Origin of the sequence: Streptomyces sp. NPDC008001, from assembly GCF_042958085.1 — a bacterium.
Classification (GTDB): Bacteria; Actinomycetota; Actinomycetes; order Streptomycetales; family Streptomycetaceae; genus Streptomyces.
This window is the reverse complement of sequence record NZ_JBIBIZ010000002.1, coordinates 629,718-647,224: the sequence shown is the minus strand read 5'-3', so window position 1 is coordinate 647,224 and position 17,507 is coordinate 629,718. Positions and strand designations below refer to the sequence as shown.

The 17,507-nt window shown below is 73.8% G+C and carries 12 protein-coding genes and 1 tRNA gene; 4 read left to right on the top strand and 9 right to left on the bottom strand.

Annotated elements, in window-relative coordinates:
* Positions 1-140 precede the first annotated feature (140 nt).
* From ACFZCD_RS07915 to ACFZCD_RS07900, 4 genes are read right to left on the bottom strand one after another with little or no spacing between them, the layout of a single operon-like run.
* The gene (locus ACFZCD_RS07915) at positions 141-1,814 is read right to left on the bottom strand and encodes a dipeptide ABC transporter ATP-binding protein (protein WP_391828900.1); all 1,674 of its coding nucleotides are present in this window, start codon (positions 1,812-1,814) and stop codon (positions 141-143) included.
* Positions 1,811-2,644: an ABC transporter permease gene (locus tag ACFZCD_RS07910; RefSeq protein WP_391828899.1), complete on the bottom strand. Its 834-nt coding sequence runs from the start codon at positions 2,642-2,644 to the stop codon at positions 1,811-1,813. Before ACFZCD_RS07910 ends, ACFZCD_RS07915 begins: the two co-directional genes overlap by 4 nt.
* A complete protein-coding gene (locus ACFZCD_RS07905) occupies positions 2,644-3,585 on the bottom strand; it encodes an ABC transporter permease (protein WP_391828898.1) in 942 nt (313 codons plus the stop codon). Before ACFZCD_RS07905 ends, ACFZCD_RS07910 begins: the two co-directional genes overlap by 1 nt.
* A gap of 13 nt (positions 3,586-3,598) precedes the next feature.
* Positions 3,599-5,065, bottom strand: coding sequence for an ABC transporter substrate-binding protein (locus tag ACFZCD_RS07900; RefSeq protein WP_391828897.1), 1,467 nt, complete (start codon positions 5,063-5,065; stop codon positions 3,599-3,601).
* A gap of 303 nt (positions 5,066-5,368) precedes the next feature.
* On the opposite strand from ACFZCD_RS07900, the gene ACFZCD_RS07895 reads away from it, so the two are divergent.
* Positions 5,369-6,379 (top strand): TauD/TfdA family dioxygenase, encoded by a 1,011-nt coding sequence (locus ACFZCD_RS07895; protein ID WP_391828896.1) that lies wholly within the window; start codon positions 5,369-5,371, stop codon positions 6,377-6,379.
* Here ACFZCD_RS07895 and ACFZCD_RS07890 read toward each other — a convergent pair.
* Entirely contained in the window at positions 6,351-7,133 is a 783-nt protein-coding gene (locus ACFZCD_RS07890; RefSeq protein ID WP_391828895.1) for a 4'-phosphopantetheinyl transferase, read from the bottom strand. The two genes, ACFZCD_RS07895 and ACFZCD_RS07890, sit on opposite strands and share 29 nt — an antisense overlap.
* Positions 7,130-8,026: a metallophosphoesterase family protein gene (locus ACFZCD_RS07885; RefSeq protein WP_391828894.1), complete on the bottom strand. Its 897-nt coding sequence runs from the start codon at positions 8,024-8,026 to the stop codon at positions 7,130-7,132. The genes ACFZCD_RS07890 and ACFZCD_RS07885 overlap by 4 nt, the downstream gene beginning before the upstream one ends.
* A 264-nt stretch (positions 8,027-8,290) precedes the next feature.
* On the opposite strand from ACFZCD_RS07885, the gene ACFZCD_RS07880 reads away from it, so the two are divergent.
* From ACFZCD_RS07880 to ACFZCD_RS07870, 3 genes are all read left to right on the top strand, one after another.
* Positions 8,291-9,046: a thioesterase II family protein gene (locus ACFZCD_RS07880; RefSeq protein ID WP_391828893.1), complete on the top strand. Its 756-nt coding sequence runs from the start codon at positions 8,291-8,293 to the stop codon at positions 9,044-9,046.
* Positions 9,047-9,088: 42 nt separating this feature from the next.
* Positions 9,089-9,162, top strand: a tRNA-Thr gene (locus tag ACFZCD_RS07875).
* A gap of 184 nt (positions 9,163-9,346) precedes the next feature.
* On the top strand, positions 9,347-10,300 hold the full coding sequence (locus ACFZCD_RS07870; protein WP_391828892.1) for a D-2-hydroxyacid dehydrogenase family protein: 954 nt from the start codon (positions 9,347-9,349) through the stop codon (positions 10,298-10,300).
* Between the two features lie 79 nt (positions 10,301-10,379).
* Here the strand turns inward: ACFZCD_RS07870 and ACFZCD_RS07865 are convergent, their stop codons facing one another.
* The 3 genes from ACFZCD_RS07865 to tmk all read right to left on the bottom strand — a co-directional run bounded on the left by ACFZCD_RS07865 (position 10,380) and on the right by tmk (position 17,328).
* A complete protein-coding gene (locus ACFZCD_RS07865) occupies positions 10,380-12,002 on the bottom strand; it encodes an alpha/beta hydrolase (RefSeq protein ID WP_391828891.1) in 1,623 nt (540 codons plus the stop codon).
* A 298-nt stretch (positions 12,003-12,300) separates the two neighbouring features.
* Complete coding sequence (locus ACFZCD_RS07860; protein ID WP_391828890.1) at positions 12,301-13,539, bottom strand: DNA polymerase III subunit delta'; 1,239 nt, start codon at positions 13,537-13,539, stop codon at positions 12,301-12,303.
* A gap of 375 nt (positions 13,540-13,914) precedes the next feature.
* Complete coding sequence (gene tmk, locus ACFZCD_RS07855; RefSeq protein WP_391828889.1) at positions 13,915-17,328, bottom strand: dTMP kinase; 3,414 nt, start codon at positions 17,326-17,328, stop codon at positions 13,915-13,917.
* Positions 17,329-17,507 lie beyond the last annotated feature (179 nt).

Genomic DNA, 17,507 nt, shown 5'->3' with positions numbered 1-17,507 from the left:
CCTGTCCGTGGCTTCACACAGCAGCACACAGTGCTCCGTTGCTGCGCATGCACAGCAGCGGGCCGGGGCGTCGCTGCGGACAGGTGCCGACCATTCCCCGGCCTTGCCGGACCCTCCGGGATCCCGCCGGGCCCCTCCGGTCACCGCAGGACCGGCACGGCCTCCAGCAGCTGCCGCGTGTACGGGTGCTCGGGCGCCTCCCACACGCGCTCGACCGGCCCCCGCTCCACCACTCTCCCCTCCCTCATCACCACCACCTCGTCGCACAGGTAGCGCACCACGCCCAGGTCGTGGGTGACGATGCACAGGGCCATGTCCCGCTCGGCGGTGACCTTGCTCAGGACGTCGAGGACCTGGGCCCGTACGGACACGTCCAGGGCGCTGACCGGCTCGTCGGCGAGGAGGACGGACGGGCGGGGGGCCAGGGCGCGCGCGATGGCGATGCGCTGCCGCTGCCCGCCGGAGAACTGGTGCGGATAGCGGTCCGCCGCCTCCGCCGGCAGGCCCACGTCGGCGAGGAGCGCGGCCACGCGGTCCGCGGCCGCGGGCGAGCGGCGGTCCGGGAGCGGCTCGGCGATGATGTCCCGCACGCGCATCCGGGGGTCGAGGGAGCCCATGGGGTCCTGGAAGACCACTTGAAGGCCGCTGCCCACCGCGTTCCCGGCCGTCCCCGGCGCCGGGCGGCCGTCCGTCCGCTGCGGCGCATTCCCGGCCGCCCGCGGTGCCGGCCTGCCGACCGTCCCCGAGGTGGGCCTGTCCAGCCCCGACAGCAGCCGCAGCAGCGTCGTCTTGCCCGAGCCCGACTCGCCGACCACCCCGACCCGGCCGCCCGCGCGCAGGTCCAGGTCCAGGCCCTCCAGCGCCGTGAAGTGCTCCCGGGGGCCGAGGAGGCGGCGGCGGGGGCGGGCGTAGCGCCGGGTCAGGCCGCGGGCCCGCAGCAGCGTCTCCGGCTCGGCGGGCGCGGGGGGCCGCGGGACCGGGACCGACAGGTCGGACGCGCTCAGCAGGGCGCGCGTGTACGGGTGCTCGGGCTGCCGCAGCACCCGCTCCACGGGCCCGCTCTCGACGACCTCCCCGTCGTGCATCACCAGGACGCGGTGGCAGACGGACGCGACGAGCGCGAGGTCGTGGCTGATGTAGAGCACCGCCGTGCCGCGCTCGTCGGACACGCCCGTGATGAGGTCGACGATCTCCTTCTGGACGGTGACGTCCAGGGCGGTGGTCGGCTCGTCGCAGATCAGCAGGGCCGGGTCGCCGGCGAGGGCCCCGGCGAGCACGGCGCGCTGGCGCTGGCCGCCGGAGAGCTGGTGGGGGTAGGCGCGGGCGGCCCGGCCGGGGTCGGGCAGGCGCAGCCGGTCCAGGAGGCCCACGGCGGTGGTGCGGGCGGCGGCCCGGCCGGGGCGTTCGCTGCGGGGGCCGTGCAGCCGCAGCGACTCGGCCACTTGCGGCCCCACCTTCATGACGGGGTTGAGGGCCGTCATCGGCTCCTGGAAGACCATGCCCGCGAGCCGCCCCCGTACGGTCGACAGCTCGCGGTCCGTGGCGCCCAGCAGGTCGAAGGGGACCCCGTCCAGGCGGGCGCTGCCCCCGGCCCGCAGGCCCTCGCCGAGGAGGCCCAGGAGGGCGAGCGCGGTGAGGGTCTTCCCGGAGCCGGACTCGCCGATGATGCCGACGCGCTCCCCCCGGCCGACCGTGAAGCCGACGCCCCGCACGAGCGGCTTGTCCCCGGCACCGACGGTGAGGCCGTCGACCTCCAGCAGCGTGCTGCCGGGGCTGGCCGGGCCCGTCGCTTTCACCGGGCTCGCAGGGCTCACCGGACACCTTCCAGCGTGGGGTCGAAGCGGTCCCGCAGGCCGTCGCCCAGGAGGTTGAGCCCGAGGACCGCGGCGGCGATGGCGAGGCCCGGCCACAGGCACAGCTCGGGCTTGGAGAACAGCAGCTCCTGGGAGTCGAGCAGCATCCGCCCCCAGGAGGGGGTGGGCGGCGGCGTCCCGAGGCCCAGGTAGGACAGCGCGGCCTCGGCGAGCACGGCTGTCGCGAAGGCCACCGACACCTGCACGATGACGACGTCCCGGATGTTCGGCAGGACGTGCCGCACGGCGATGGCCGCGCGGGTGCGCCGGGCGAGCCGCGCGGCGTCGACGTACTCGGCGGCCATGACGCGCAGCGTCGCGGCGCGGGCCACGCGCGCGAAGCCGGGGGCGGAGGCGATGCCGATGGCCACCATGGCGGTGAGGGTGCTCGTGCCGTAGACGGCCGCCAGCATGATGGCGAGCAGCAGGGCCGGGAAGGCCAGCAGGAAATCGCTCACTCTCATCAGCAGCGCACTGAGCGGGCCTCCCGACATGCCCGCGGCGATGCCCATCGGCACGCCGATGACGACGGCGAAGCCGACGGCCACGACCCCGACGAAGACGGTCGTCCGGGCCCCCGTCATCAGCCGGCTGGTGACGTCCCGGCCGAACTGGTCGGTGCCCAGGAGGTGTCCGCCGCCGGGTGGCAGCAGGCGCTGTGCCGCGTCCACATGGGTGGGGTCGTAGGGCGTCCAGAGGAGGGACAGCAGAGCGAGCGCGAGGACGAGAGTGACGAGGATTCCGCCGGCGGTGAGGGCGGGGCGGCGGGCGAGCCTACGGACTGAGGTCATCAACGGCTCCGCAGGCGCGGGTCGAGCAGGTGGTAGAGCAGGTCCGTGACCACGTTGACGACGAGCACGGCCACGACCAGGACGATCACCACGCCCTGGACGACCAGCAGGTCGCGGTCGGCCACGGACTGCAGCAGCAGGTCACCGAGGCCCGGGATGACGAAGACCCGCTCGACGACGACCGCCCCGACGAGCACGGTCGACAGCTGCAGCCCCAGGACGGTCAGGACGGGGACGGCGGCGTTGGGCAGACCGTGCCGCCACAGGGCGGGCCACCGGCGGCGGCCCTTGGCCCGTGCCGTGCGCAGGAAGTCCTGGTGCAGGACGGTCAGGACGGCGGAGCGCACGTAGCGGGTGAGGACCGCGCCCTGCACGAGGCCGAGGGACAGGCAGGGCAGGACGAGCTGCCGCGCCCAGGCCGCGGGGTCCTCGGCGAGCGGGGTGTAGCCCCCCGCGGGCAGCGCCCCCGCCCGGACCGCGAAGACGTAGACGAGCAGGATGCCGGCGAGGAAGGCGGGGACCGCGATCCCCGCCTGGCTGACCGCCGACAGCAGGGCGCCCGCGGGCCTGCGGTGCCAGGCCGCGGCGAGCACGCCGGCGGGCAGCGCGAAGAGGACGGCCACGAGCATGCCGCCGAGCGCCAGCCAGCAGGTGACGCCGAGCCGGTCGGCGATGCGGGGCCCGATGAGGTCGCGGCTGACGTACGAGGTGCCGAAGTCGCCGTGCAGCAGGCCCTGCGCCCAGTCCGCGTACTGGACGACGAGCGGCCGGTCGGTGCCGAAGGAGTGGCGCAGCGAGGCCAGCTCCGCCGGGCTTGCGTTCGTGCCGAGGGCGACCTCGGCCGGGTCACCGGGCAGCACGGACAGGAAGGCGAACACGACGAAGCTGGCGATCAAGGCGCTGACCAGCAGCGATGCCGTCCTGCGCAGGAACACCCGCATACCGGACCGCTTCCTACTTCTTCGCCCGGCGGACGTTCGTGAGGTCGAAGCCCTCGCCGACCTGGTTGACCGGCAGACCGGTGATGTTCTTGCCGGCCACCATCAGGTTGGGCATGAGGTAGAGCCAGTCGGCGGCGGCGTCGTCGGAGAGCAGGCGGGCGGCGTCGCGGTAGCGGGCGGCCTCGTCCTCGGGCTTGCCCGCGTCGGCCTCCTTGAGCAGCTTCGCGTACTCCGGGTTGTCGTAGCGGAAGTAGTAGCCGGGGTCGGCGAACGTCCACAGGTCGCGCGGCTCGGTGTGGGCGATGACGGAGAGGTCGTAGTCGGCCTTGTTGTAGACCTCGGACAGCCAGCGCGCGGGGAACTCCAGGGGTTCGATCTCCGCCTTCAGCCCGACCTGTTCGAGCTGGGACTTCACGACCTGCGCCGCGGACATCGCGTACGGCATGTTGGGCACCCGGAACTTCAGGGTGCGGCCCTCGGCGCCCGCGTCCTTCAGCAGCTGCCTGGCCTTCGCCGGGTCGTAGGGGTAGCGGCCGGTCAGGTCCTCGTACCAGGGGTCGGTGGGGGTGGCCATGGTGCCGATGAGCTTGCCGTGGCCGGCCCGGGTGGTGTCCACGAGCGCCTTGTGGTCGATGGCGTGGCGGACGGCCTGGCGGACCCGCTTGTCCTTGAACGGCTCGCGGGAGTTGTTCATCGACAGGACGACCTCGCCGGTGGAGGAGCCCTCGATGATCTGGAAGCGGTTCTTGTCGGAGAAGCGGGAGAGCGACTCGGGGGCCTGGACCGTGCCGATGACGTCGATGCCCTCGGTGAGCAGGGCGTTGTTCATCGCCCCGGCGTCCTTGAAGTACTTCAGGGTGACCTTCGACAGCTCCGGCTTCGTCCCCCAGTAGGAGGCGTTGCGGTCGAGGACGATCCGGTCGCCGCGGCGGCGCTCGGCCAGCTTGAAGGGCCCGGTGCCGACGGGGTGGTTGGCGAGGTCGCCGGTGCCCGTACGGCTGAACATGGCGCCGATGCGGGTGGTCATGGCGTAGAGCCAGCCGTTGCTCGCGCGGTTCAGGGTGATCTTGACCGTGTGGTCGTCGGTCTTCTCGGCCTTGTCGACCACGTCCATCTGGCGGGCCGTCTTCAGCTTCCACTCCTTCTTCACCCGGTCGATGGAGAAGACGGCGTCGTCGGCGGTGAACTCGGCGCCGTTGGTGAACTTGACGCCCTTGCGGAGGCGGAAGGTGTACGTGCGGCCGTCGTCGGAGCGCTCGTAGCGCTCGGCGAGCAGGGGCTGGATCTTCCCCTGCTGGTCGACGCGGACCAGGCCCTCGTAGATGCTGCCGAGCGTGGCCTGCGGGACGGCCGCGCCGTCGGTGGTGGTGAAGTCGAGGCTGGCGGGCTCGGCGATGAGGCCGACGGAGAGCGAGTCGGAGGTGCCGGAGCCGGAGGTGCCGCCGCCGGAGCCGCACGCGGCCGCAAGGGTCCCGGCCAAGAGGGCGCAGCCCGCCGCGCGGGCGGAACGTCGGAGTGCCGGTCCTGGCCCGGCAGTTGACTTGGCCACTGTGTCTCCGTGTCTCTGCGTCCCTGTGTCGCCGTGTCCTCCCGGAAACTAACCACCGGCGCGCGTTCCACACCATGGAGGAGGGCGCGAAGGTGATCGAGTTCACGCGCAATCACGACACTCCGCCCCTGCCGTCGCTCCGTTCCCAACTCCATTGACCGCCGGTGGACTTCGAATCATGATCGGTGTGCCGCGCAACTGCCGCATGCTCAGCGAATACCGAGTGGAGTCCGTATGCCTGCACCGTCCGACGGCACCATCCTCACCGAGCCCGTCTCCGGGCCGTCCGCCTGGACGGCCGCCGACTTCACCGGGGAAAGCGACTGGGTGGTCGTCCTCACCCCGGAAGAAATCGACGATCTGGAAACGGCTCTCGCGGCGGTGAAAGCACGCGGGCTCGCGCTCGGACAGCTCACGGTCGCCGACTTCCCGCTGCCCGTCCTCGGCAAGACTTTCGAAGCAGCCGTCCAGGACCTGGAGTTCGGCCGCGGCTTCACCGTCCTGCGCGGCCTTCCCGTGGAGCGGTGGAGCCTGGAGGACGCGCGCCTGGCGTACTGGGGCATCGCGCTGCACCTGGGCACCCCCGTCTCCCAGAACGCGGCGGGCGAGCTGATCGCCCACGTCAAGGACTACGGGGAGGGCGAGGTCACCGAATCCGCCATCCGCGCCTACCGCACCCGCTCCGAGCTGCCCTTCCACACCGACAGCTCCGACATCGTGGGCCTGCTCTGCCTGCGCCAGGCGGGCGAGGGCGGCGTCAGCACCCTCGCCAGCTCCATGACCGTCCACAACCACCTCCTCGCCCACCACCGCGAGCTGCTCGGCCTGTACTACCGGGGATTCGTCTACGACCGGCGCACGGAGGAGGGCTCGGACGAGCTGCCGTACTACCGCAACGCGGTGTACGGCTATTTCGGCGGACAGCTCAGCTGCCGCTTCTACATGACGCACTACATCGACTCGGCCGTCCCGAAGTCCGGAATCCCGCTGAGCGACGTCGAGAAGCACGCGCTGCAGCTCTTCCAGGACGTCGCGGGAATGCCCGGGCACCGCATCGAGATGACCCTGCGCGCCGGCGACCTCCAGCTGCTGAACAACAACGTCGTCGTCCACGGCCGCTCCGCCTTCCGCGACGAGCCGGACCGCCGCCGCGACCTGCTGCGCCTGTGGCTCAACACCCGCTACGCGCGCGAGCTGCCCGAGGACTTCGCCGCGTTCAGGCGCGGGATGCCGCGGACCCGCTGACGGACGGGCCGCCCGGGGCGCCGGGAGGGGGCACGACGGACGGCGCGGTGGCCGAGGCGGCGGGCGGTGCGGTGGACGGTACGGCGGCCGGGAGGGCGATGGCCGTCACCACCAGGCCGCTGCCCACGGCCCACCGCCCGGCGAACCCGTCCAGGCGGACGCCGCCCACGACCGGGCCGGGGACGAGGAGCCGGGCGGAGAACGTGCGGGCGCCGGGGTCGACCTCCAGCTCCGCCTCCTCGAAGTCCAGCTCCTGCCCGGTCAGCGGATACCAGGTCTTGAAGACGCTCTCCTTGGCGCTGAACAGCAGGCGCCCCCAGTGGACTTCGGGGCGGAGCGCGGTGAGCGAGCGGATCCACGCGCGCTCCCCGGGCAGCGAGACGACGTCGAGGACGCCGTCCGGCAGCGGGCCGTTCGGCTCGGCGTCGATGCCGACCGACGCCAGGGTGCCGGATCGGGCCACGACGGCCGCCCGGTAGCCGTCGCAGTGCGTCATGCTGCCGACCACTCCGGCTGGCCACTGCGGGGCCCCGCGCCGGTTGGGCAGGAGCGGGACGGGCGGCAGCCCCAGCCGCCCCAGCGCCGCCCGCGCGCAGACCCGCACGGCCGCGAACTCTTCCTTCCGCTTGGGCACGGCGCGGGCGACGACCGCGGCTTCCTCGGGGAAGACGGGATGCAGGGAGGCCGCTGCCGGCGACGGGCTGCCGAAGCCCTCCTCCGCCACGGCCTCCGGGGGCAGGAGCTCCTCGATCACCACGCACTCCCCTGCGGGCCCTCGCCGGCCGGCCGGGGCAGGATCTGCCGCAGCGGCTCGCGCGGCGGCCGCGGCTGCCACTCGCGCGGATAGCCGACGGAGACCTCCTCGAACCGCACGCCGTCGTGCCAGGTGACGCGCGGGATGTGCAGGTGGCCGTAGACGGCGGCCGCGGCCCGGAAGCGGGTGTGCCAGTCGGCGGTCAGCTCCGTACCGCACCACTGGGCGAAGTCGGGGTACCGCAGGATCCTGGTGGGCTCGCGGACCAGCGGGAAGTGGTTGACCAGGACCGTCCGGTGCGCGGGGTCGACCGCGGCGAGGCGGCGCTCCGTGTACTCCACGCGCGCGTGGCACCAGGCGTCGCGGCCGGGGTACGGGTCCGGGTGCAGGAAGTGCTCGTCGGCGCAGACGATGCCGGCGTCGTAGGCGCGGCGCAGCGACTCCTCCTTCGTGTGCGCGCCGGGCACGCGGAAGGTGTAGTCGTAGAGCACGAAGAGCGGTGCCACGGCGACCGGGCCGCCCTCGCCGCGCCAGACGGGGTAGGGGTCCTCGGGGGTGGCGACGCCGAGGCTGCGGCACAGCTCCACGAGGTGCAGGTAGCGCTTTTCGCCGCGCAGGTCGACCGGGTCCTGGGGGTGGGTCCACAGCTCGTGGTTGCCGGGCGCCCAGATCACCTTGGCGAATCGCTCGGCGAGCAGGCGCAGCGTCCATTCGATGTCCGCGAACTGCTCGCCGACGTCGCCGGCCACGATGAGCCAGTCGGCGTCGCTCCCGGGCCGCAGCCTTTCGGCGAGCGCGCGGTTTTCTTTGTACGCGACGTGCAGATCGCTGACGGCCAGCAATTTCCCGCCGGTGACCGCGTCGGGCCCGGTGCCGGGCAGTGTGTGGGGCACTGTGTGTCCTTCTCGCCGATTCTCGCCGTTTCCCTGGAATTCCCCGGGCTCCCCCGAGAATCCCCCTTTCAAACCGGAACAGCCGTGTGTTCCGGCGCACTTCGAGCCGGCGCCACGCATTCCGCCCCCTGCGAGGAACCTAATACGGGCGGGGCGCCGGAAGGAACCCCCGGCCGTATCACCCCCCTCCGGCGTATGCCCCGACGTATGCTGCCCGGGACCCGAATGGCGTCAACTGCACGGCACCGAAGGGAAACCGGGACGATGGACGACAAGAAGTGGATTCGCCGATTCCATCCGGCGGAGCAGGCACCGGTGCGCCTGGTCTGCCTGCCGCACGCCGGAGGTTCGGCCAGCTATTTCTTCCCGCTGTCGAAGGCCCTCTCACCCTCGGTGGACGTCCTCTCGGTCCAGTACCCCGGCCGCCAGGACCGGCGGGCGGACCCCTGCATCGACAGCATCGCCGGCCTCGCGGACCGCACCGCCGAGATCCTGGCCCCGGCGGCCGACCGCCCCCTGGCCCTCTTCGGCCACAGCATGGGCGCGGCCCTCGCCTTCGAGGTCGCCCTGCGCCTGGAGGAGCGGGGCACGGTCCCGGTCGCCCTCTTCGTCTCCGGCCGCCGCGCCCCCTCGCGGCACCGCGCCGAGACGGTGCACCTGCGCAGCGACGAGGAGCTGGTCGAGGAGCTCCGCAGGCTGAGCGGCACGGACGCCGGGATGCTGGACAACCCGGAGGTCCTCGAGATGGTCCTGCCGGCCCTCCGCGCCGACTACCGGGCCATCGAGACCTACCGCGCCCGCCCCGGCCTCCGCGTCGGCTGCCCCGTCCACGCCCTGACCGGCGACGCCGACCCCAAGGCCACCACCGACGAGGTCCGGGACTGGGAGCACCACACCACCGGCGCCTTCACGATCAGCGTCTTCCCGGGCGGCCACTTCTACCTCAACGATCACCAGCAGGAGATCGCCAAGATCATCGCCTCGGCGGTCGAGTACGGAGCACCCCTCGGGAGTGTGTAGACTTAGCCGCGCTGCTGAAGCCGGTCAGGACCAGGCAGCATTGCCGCCTTAGCTCAGTTGGCCAGAGCAACGCACTCGTAATGCGTAGGTCTCGGGTTCGAATCCCGAAGGCGGCTCCGAAGAGGCCCGGCCCGGACATTGTCCGAGCCGGGCTTTTCGGTGTGATACCGCTCACTCGCGCCACCTGCGACCGGGGCCTTTCGTGGATGTCGCCGGCGTGGAGCCGGTTGCGGGCGCCGAGGCTGTTCATGATCGAGGCGATGTACCGACGCCCTGCCGTTCGAACGAGGACCTCTTGTGATGCGTATCGCCGTCATAGACGACTACAACGACGCCGCGGCCGGCCTGACCTGCTGGTCGGGCCTTCCCGACGGTGCGGAGGCGGACTTCTTCGCCGACCACCTGGCCGACCCGCAGGACGTCGTCGAGCGGCTCGCCCCGTACGACGCCGTCATCGCCATGCGGGAGCGGACCCCCTTCCCCGCCGCCGTCCTCTCCCGGCTGCCCCGGCTGAAGCTCCTCGTCACCTCGGGCATGCGCAACGACGCGATCGACCTCGCCGCCGCGGCGGAGTACGGCGTCACGGTGAGCGGCACCCGCATGACCCCCTACCCGGCGGCGGAGCTGACCTGGGCGCTCATCCTGGAACTGACCCGCGGGGCCGCCGCCCAGGACGCGCGGCTGCGGGCCGGCGGCTGGCAGGGCGGCGTCGGCACGGGCCTGGCCGGGACCACCCTCGGCGTGCTGGGGCTGGGCAAGCTCGGCAAGCGGGTGGCCGACGTGGGCATCGCGTTCGGGATGGACGTGGTCACCTGGAGCCCCCGCATGACGCCGGAGCGGGCCGAGGAGGCGGGGGTGCGCGCGGTCGGCAAGGACGAACTGTTCGCCGCGTCCGACGTGGTGAGCGTCCACATGAGGCTGGCCGACGCGACCCGGGGTCTCGTGGGCGAGGACGAGCTGCGGCGGATGCGCCCCACCGCGTACCTGGTCAACACCTCCCGCGCCCAGCTCGTCGACGAGACGGCACTGGTCAAGGCCCTCCACGGCGGCTGGATCGCGGGCGCGGGGCTCGACGTGCACGAAACGGAGCCGCTGCCCGCCGGACACCGGCTGCTCGACGCTCCCCGTACGGTGCTGACCCCGCACATCGGTTACGTGACCGAGGACAACTTCGCGCTGTGCTACGGCGATTCGGTCGAGGCGGTCGGCGCCTACGCGGCGGGGGCACCGGTCCGGGTCCTCAACGAGGCCTGACGGGCTGACGTACGGGGACCGGGCCGGCGTACGGGATGGCCGCGCCGGCCCTCTTACGCTTCCCCGTTTCCGGGCGCTCTCAGGAACAGCGCTGCCCCGCCGGGGGCGCGGCCGAGGTCAGCAGGTAGGTGTTGACGGCCTTGTCGACGCAGGCGCTGCCGCGGGTGTAGGCGGTGTGGCCGTCGCCCTCGTAGGTCAGGAGGCGTCCGGAGGAGAGCTGCGAGGCCAGGGAGCGGGCCCAGCCGTAGGGGGTGGCCGGGTCGCGGGTGGTGCCGACGACGAGGATCGGCGCGGCGCCCGCGGCGGGGATGCGGTGCGGGGTGCCGGTGGCGGGGACGGTCCAGTACCCGCAGGTCAGGGCCGCCCAGGCGAGGGATGTGCCGAAGACCGGCGAGGCCTTCCGGAAGGCGGGCTCGGCCGCGCGGACCTCGGTCGGGGAACGGAAGGCCGGGGGGAGGTCCAGGCAGTTCACGGCGGCGTTGGCGGCCATGAGGTTCGCGTAGGCGCCGTGGCCGTCGCGCTCGTAGTAGGCGTCGGACAGCTTCAGCAGGGGCCCGCCGTCGCCCGCGAAGGCGGCCTTCAGCGCAGTGCGCAGCATTCCCCATGCCGCCTCGTCGTACATGGCGGAGATCACGCCCGTGGTGGCGAGGCTCTCGGTCAGCTTGCGGGGCTTGCCGGTGGCGACGGGCGCCGCGTCCGCCTTCTTGAAGAAGGCGGAGAGCCGCTCGCCCGCCCCGGCGGGGTCCGTGCCGAGCGGGCAGTCCTTGCGGCGGGCGCAGTCCCCGGCGAAGGACGCGAAGGCCGTCTGGAAACCGGCGGTCTGATCGCGGTTGACCTGCTCGGCGTTGAGGGCGGGGTCGAGGGCCCCGTCGAGGACGAGGCGGCCGACGCGGGAGGGATAGAGACCGGCGTAGGTCGCGCCGAGGAAGGTGCCGTACGAGGCGCCCACGTACGTCAGCTTGTCGTCGTCCAGGGCCGCGCGGAGGACGTCCATGTCGCGGGCGGCCTCGATGGTGGAGACGTGGTTCAGGAGCTTGCCCGAGCGGGAGGCGCAGCCCTGGGCGAACTTCGTGTACGAGGCGACGAGTTCCGCGGTTTCGGTGGGGTCGTCGGGCGTCTGGTCGACCTCCGTGTAGTGGTCCATCTCGGGGTCGGAGAGGCACGTGACCGGTTCGCTGCCGGCGACGCCGCGGGGGTCCATGGCGACCATGTCGTAGTGGGCGCGGACGGCGGCGGGGTAGCCGATGGCCGCGTAGTGCTGGAGATAGCCGACCGCAGAGCCGCCCGGCCCGCCCGGGTTGACCATGAGGGAGCCGAGGCGCTTGGCGTGGTCGGCGCCGGTGGCCTTCTTGCGGGAGACGGCGAGCTTGAGGTCGTCCGCCTCGCGGGGGTGGTCGTAGTCCAGCGGGGCCTTGAGGGTGGCGCACTCGAAGCCGCTGGTGCCGCAGGGGCGCCAGGCGAGCTTCTGGGCGTAGTAGCGCTGCAGGGCCGGGGGGATGGCCGCCGGGAGGGGGGCGAGGGTGCCGTTACTCGTACCGCCCGCACCGCCCGTATCGCTCGCGTCGTCCGCCTTGCTCGCCTCGTACGCTCTCGCCGCTGCCGTCGCCCGGGGCGAGGTGTTCCCGAGCGCACAGCCCGAGATCAGCAGCGCCGCGGTCGCGATGACAGTGCCGGAGGTACGGAGCAGGCGGCTGGAATCCATACGGCTGGTCCCTCTGCGTGAAGGCGTGGAGCTGCGCGGATGCGTGAGCGAGGTGCGGGGCGGCGACGCGTGGAGTGCAGGGTGGGGCAGGGCGGAGAAGGCAGTGCAGGGCAGGGCGGCGAAGAGCCCGGCATGACGCGGCGTTACGGGAATCGCCATGCCCCGACGGAGCGTATCCGCACTTCCGCGGGCCGCCGCCAGCCGCCGGGCCCAGGAAACCTCATATGAGTGAGAGTGCGTAACCGGCCATGCGCCCGCCTTGCCCATCTGCTCGCCGGCTTCGCACCGGCACCTCGGCTCAGCCCGCCCGCAGCGCCATCGTCATCGCCTCGACCGCCAGCAGCGGCGCCACGTTCCGGTCCAGGGCGCGGCGGCAGTCGATGATCGCCTCGATGCGGCGCAGCGTCCGCTCCGGGCCCGACGCCGCCGCGACGCGCTCCAGGGCGTCCTGCGCGTCCGCGTTGGCGATCTCCACGCGCGAGCCGAGCTGCAGGGCCAGGACGTCGCGGTAGAAGCCGGTCAGGTCGACCAGGGCCAGGTCCAGGCTGTCGCGCTGGGTGCGGGTGCTGCGGCGCTTCTGGCGGTCCTGGAGCTCCTTCATGGCGCCGGCCGTGCCGCGCGGGAGACGGCTGCCCGTGCCGGCCGCGGCGCCGAGCGCCGCCCGCAGCTCCTCGGTCTCCTTGGTGTCGACCTCCTCGGCCACCTGCTTGGCGTCCTCGGCGGCCGCGTCGATGAGCTCCTGGGCCGCCTTCAGGCAGCCGCCGACGTCGTCGACGCGCAGCGGCAGCTTGAGCACGGCCGCCCGGCGGGCGCGGGCCCGCTCGTCGGTGGCCAGGCGGCGGGCCCGGCCGATGTGGCCCTGCGTGGCGCGGGCCACGCGCGCGGCCAGCTCCGGCTCGATGCCGTCGCGCCGGGCCAGGATGCCGGCCACGGCGGCCACCGGCGGCGTGCGCAGGGTGAGCAGGCGGCAGCGGGAGCGGATGGTGGGCAGCACGTCCTCCAGGGAGGGTGCGCACAGGAGCCAGACCGTACGGGGCGCGGGCTCCTCGACGGCCTTCAGCAGGACGTTGCCCGCGCCCTCGGTGAGCCGGTCGGCGTCCTCCAGGACGATCACCTGCCAGCGGCCTCCGGCCGGGGAGAGCTGGGCGCGGCGGACCAAGTCACGGGTCTCCTTGACGCCGATCGACAGCTGGTCGGTGCGGACGATCTCCACGTCGGCGTGCGTGCCCACGAGCGTGGTGTGACAGCCGTCGCAGAAACCGCAGCCGGGGACCGCGCCGGCGGCCCGGTCGGGGCTCAGGCACTGCAGCGCTGCGGCGAACGCGCGGGCCGCGGTGGCCCGGCCGGAGCCGGGGGGCCCGGTGAAGAGCCAGGCATGGGTCATCGACCCGCCACCGGCAGCGGTACCGGCCGCCGCGACCGGCACCGGCCCGGACGGCGACGCCGCGGCAGTGACCAGCGCATCGGCATCCCGCGCGGCCGCGGAAAGCTGCTCCGTCACCCGCTCCTGCCCGACCAGGTCGTCCCACACCGCCATGGCTGTCCTCCGCACTGGTTGCCCTGCGCTCCCCATTGTGGGCCACGGCACCGACAACGAACGCCGACCGTCGGTGCCGGCGGCTGCGGGGCCGGCTGCCGGGGCCGGTGCGGGGCTTCCCGAGGGCGCCGGCTGCCCGGCACCGCCGGTCTGCGCCGCGACGGCTGAGCGCCGTCGCGGCGGATTCTCCGCCTGACGGCAAGAGAGCCGTGGGGTGCCCCCCGTGCCAGGTCCGGCACCGTCGGAACCCAACCGGTTCCGAAGAGGCCCCGCCTCTTCATCCCGCCGCAGCGGCGCTCAGCCACCACGGCGTGGGCCGGCGGGGCCGGCACGACCCGGGCCCGCGACAGGCCCCCACCCCGGAGGGGTCAGGGCTCAGTGGTCGCGGCCCCGGCCGCGCCGGTCGTTTTCGTTGCCGTCGCGGGTGTCCTTACGACGCGGCCGCGGTCCCAGGAGCTCGTCCGCCAAGGTGGGCCGGTCGTCGTCGGAGGAGGTCTCCTCCGCCCAGCCCGGCCGGCGGCGGCCCTTGGCGGCGTCCTGGGCGCTCTCGTCCACCCGCGGCATCTCCCGCGTCCGCTCGGCGTCCGTGTCCGCGCGCTCCTCCGGCCGGAACATCCAGTCCGGCACCCGGTCCGCCGGGTCCTCGGACCGCGGCTCCGGCCGTACCGGAGGCAGAACCTCCGTCACGTCGGAGTCCTCGGACCGCGGCTCCGGACGCACCGGAGGCAGAACCTCCGTCACGTCGGTGTCCGCGTCCGCAGCCGCGCCGCCACGGCTCCCCGCGACCGGAGGCTGCGGCAGGACCGCCGTCTCCTCGGACTCCCGCGAGGGCGCGGGCGAAGGCGAAGAGGCCGCCTCCGGCTGCTGCGGCTCCACGCCCCACGTCACCCGCTGCGGCGCAACAGGAGGCGTGGCGGGCCACACCGGCGGCAGCACCTCCGTGTCGTCCGAGGCCGAAGCCGGGGCAGGCGCCGACGCGTCGGCACGCGGCCGCTCCACCGTAGGCGTCGTGTCCGGGCCGAGCCCCGCGGTCAGGTCCTCGTTCCGCGGATCGGGCCGGTGGACGGACGGTGACTGCACCGTCTGCGTCTCCTCGGAGCTCTCCGGGGCCACGGCCGCCTCCTTACGGAACGAGGGCCGCTCGACCGTCGGCGCCTCGGACGCCGAGGCCCCGGTCGAAGCCGAGGACACAGCCCGGGACGCAGCCGAAGCGGCAGCCGCCGCCTCCGCCGCGACCCGCGCCCGCTCCGCCTCCAGCAGCGCTTCCTCCGCCTTCCGCTGCTTCTCCAGGCGCCGTTCCTCCGCCTCGGCGCGCAGCCGGGCCTCTTCCTCGGCCTGCTTGCGGAGCCGCTCCTGCTCGGCAGCGCGCGTGCGCTCCTCCGCCTCGCGGCGCTTGCGCTCCTCCTCGGCCTGGCGGCGGGCCTCCTCCGCCCGCTGCCGGGCCTCCTCGGCGAGGCGCGCCTCCTCGCGCATGCGGGCCTCCTCGGCCTCGCGCCGCTTGCGCTCCTCCTCCTCGGCACGCAGCTTGGCGAGCTGCTCCTGGCGCTCGCGCTCCAGCCGCGCCTCCTCCGCCTTGCGCGCGGCCTCTTCCTCGGCCTTGCGCCGGGCCTCTTCCTCGGCGGCCTTGCGGGCCTGCTCGCGGGCCTCGATCTCGGCCGCGGAGAGCGGCAGGACCTGGTCGAGGCGGTGCCGCACGACGGTGGTGATCTCCTCGGGCGCCTGCCCGGCGTCCACGACGAGGTAGCGCGAGGGGTCGGCGGCAGCCAGCGTCAGGAAGCCCGTCCGCACCCGGTTGTGGAACTCGGCGGGCTCGGACTCCAGCCGGTCGGGCGCCTCGGTGAAACGTTCGCGCGCGGTCTCCGGGGAGACGTCCAGCAGCACGGTCAGATGGGGGACGAGACCGCCCGTCGCCCACCGGTTGATGCGGGCGATCTCGGTCGGGGAGAGGTCCCGCCCGGCGCCCTGGTAGGCCACGGAGGAGTCGATGTAGCGGTCGGAGATGACGATCGCGCCCCGCTGCAGGGCGGGCTGCACGACGGAGTCGACGTGCTCGGCGCGGTCGGCCGCGTAGAGGAGCGCCTCGGCGCGGTCCGACAGGCCGGCCGACGCGACGTCCAGGAGGATCGCGCGCAGCCGCTGCCCGATCGGCGTGGCGCCGGGCTCGCGGGTGACCACGACCTCGTGGCCCTTGGAGCGGATCCACTCGGCGATGGCCCGCACCTGGGTGGACTTGCCGGCGCCGTCGCCGCCCTCGAAGGCGATGAAGAAGCCGGTGGCGGCGGGGGCCTGGTCGGGGTCGCCGCCGCGCAGCACGTCCATCAGGTCGCGCCGGAACGGGACGCCGTGGCGGTCGTCGGTCTTGCCGAGCACGAGGGCGCCGACGGGCAGCAGCAGCGCCCCGACCAGCATCAGCGTGAAGGCCGCGCCGCCGTGCGCGAACACGAAGCTGCCGCGCTCCAGCCGGTGCGGCCCGATGCCCGCGGCGAGGAGCGGCGCGGCGACCGCGCCCAGCGCCGCGGTGACGCGCACGACGGCGTGCAGGTGATCGGTCGTGCGGGGCCGGCGGGCCTCCTCCGTCTCCTGGTCCAGGAGGGAGTGACCGGTGTTGGCGGCGATGCCCGCGCAGACGCCGGCGAGCAGCACGAGCAGGAGCACCGTCGTGGGGTCGGGCACGAGACCGGCCGCGAGCAGCGCCAGGCCGGTCAGCGCGATCGACAGCGCGAGCAGCCGGCGCCGCGAGAAGCCGGGGAGCACCTTGACGGCGCTGCGGATGCCGATGACGGGACCGCCGCTGAGCGCGAGCACGAGCAGCCCGAAGGCGACGGGCCCGCCGCCGAGGTCGACGGCCTGGAGGGCGGCGACGCCGACGGCCGCGGCGATCGCCCCGGCGACGGCCGCGCAGGCCAGGACGAGCACCGGGATGGCGCCCGTGCGGCCGGTGTCCGGGCCCTGGGCGTTCCGGGGGCGGCGCAGGCCCTCCAGCGGGGAGCGCACGCGCGGCGACTTCGCTCCGGGCAGCTCCAGGAAGTAGAGGATGGCGGCCGAGGTGGCGAACAGCGCGGCCGCGAGGAACGAGCCGAGGGCCGCCTGGTGCCGGTGGAACCAGTCGATGCCGGTCCCGAGCAGATTGCCGATCAGCGTGACGGCGAGGAGCGCGGCCGCGGCGAAGGGCAGCGACACGAAGCTCGTCCGCAGCGAGAGCCGCCGCAGCGCGTCGTAGTGGTCGGGCAGCGGCCGTACGGCGGAGCCCTCCAGGGCCGGCGCGGGCAGGAGCGCGGGGGCCGCACTGTCCTTGACGACCGTCCACACGCGCTCGGCGACTCCGATCACGAAGGCCGAGATCAGCAGCAGGGAGCTCGCGCGGCTGCCCGTCCAGCCGAGCCACAGGGGCGCGACGACCAGCAGCCCGATGCGGACGCCATCGGCGCCGATCATGGTCCAGCGGCGGTCGAGCGGGCCGCTGGGGGCGATGAGCGAGGAGAGCGGGCCGAGGAGCACCGCGCCGAAGAGCAGGGTCGCCAGCAGCCGGGCCGCTACGACCGCGGCGACGGCGAGGGCCGCGCCCCGGTAACCACCGCCGAAGGAGCCCTCCGCCACGGCGGCCTGCAGCGACAGCAGCAGGAGCACGAGGAGGGCGAGGGAATCTCCGACACCACCGGCGAACTGGGCGTTCCACAGCCGCCGCAGCGGGGGGAAGCGCAGCAGGGACCGGACGGCACGCTCGCGGGAGTCCGCGGCTAGGGCGCCGGAGGTGGAGGTCACCACGGTTGGCTGCTCGGCTCGCGTCATCCTGCCAGCCTATCCGGCTGTGCAGGGCTTCCGCGTTTTCGCCCGAACATACGCCCGAACGAATGGATGCCTCATCCGGGCTGACGGAACCGCCCGGCGCCTCCGGGCCACCGGCCCCCGCCCCGGGCGACCAGTCCGGGGCGACCAACCCCAGGTGACAGGCCTCGGGTGATACGCCT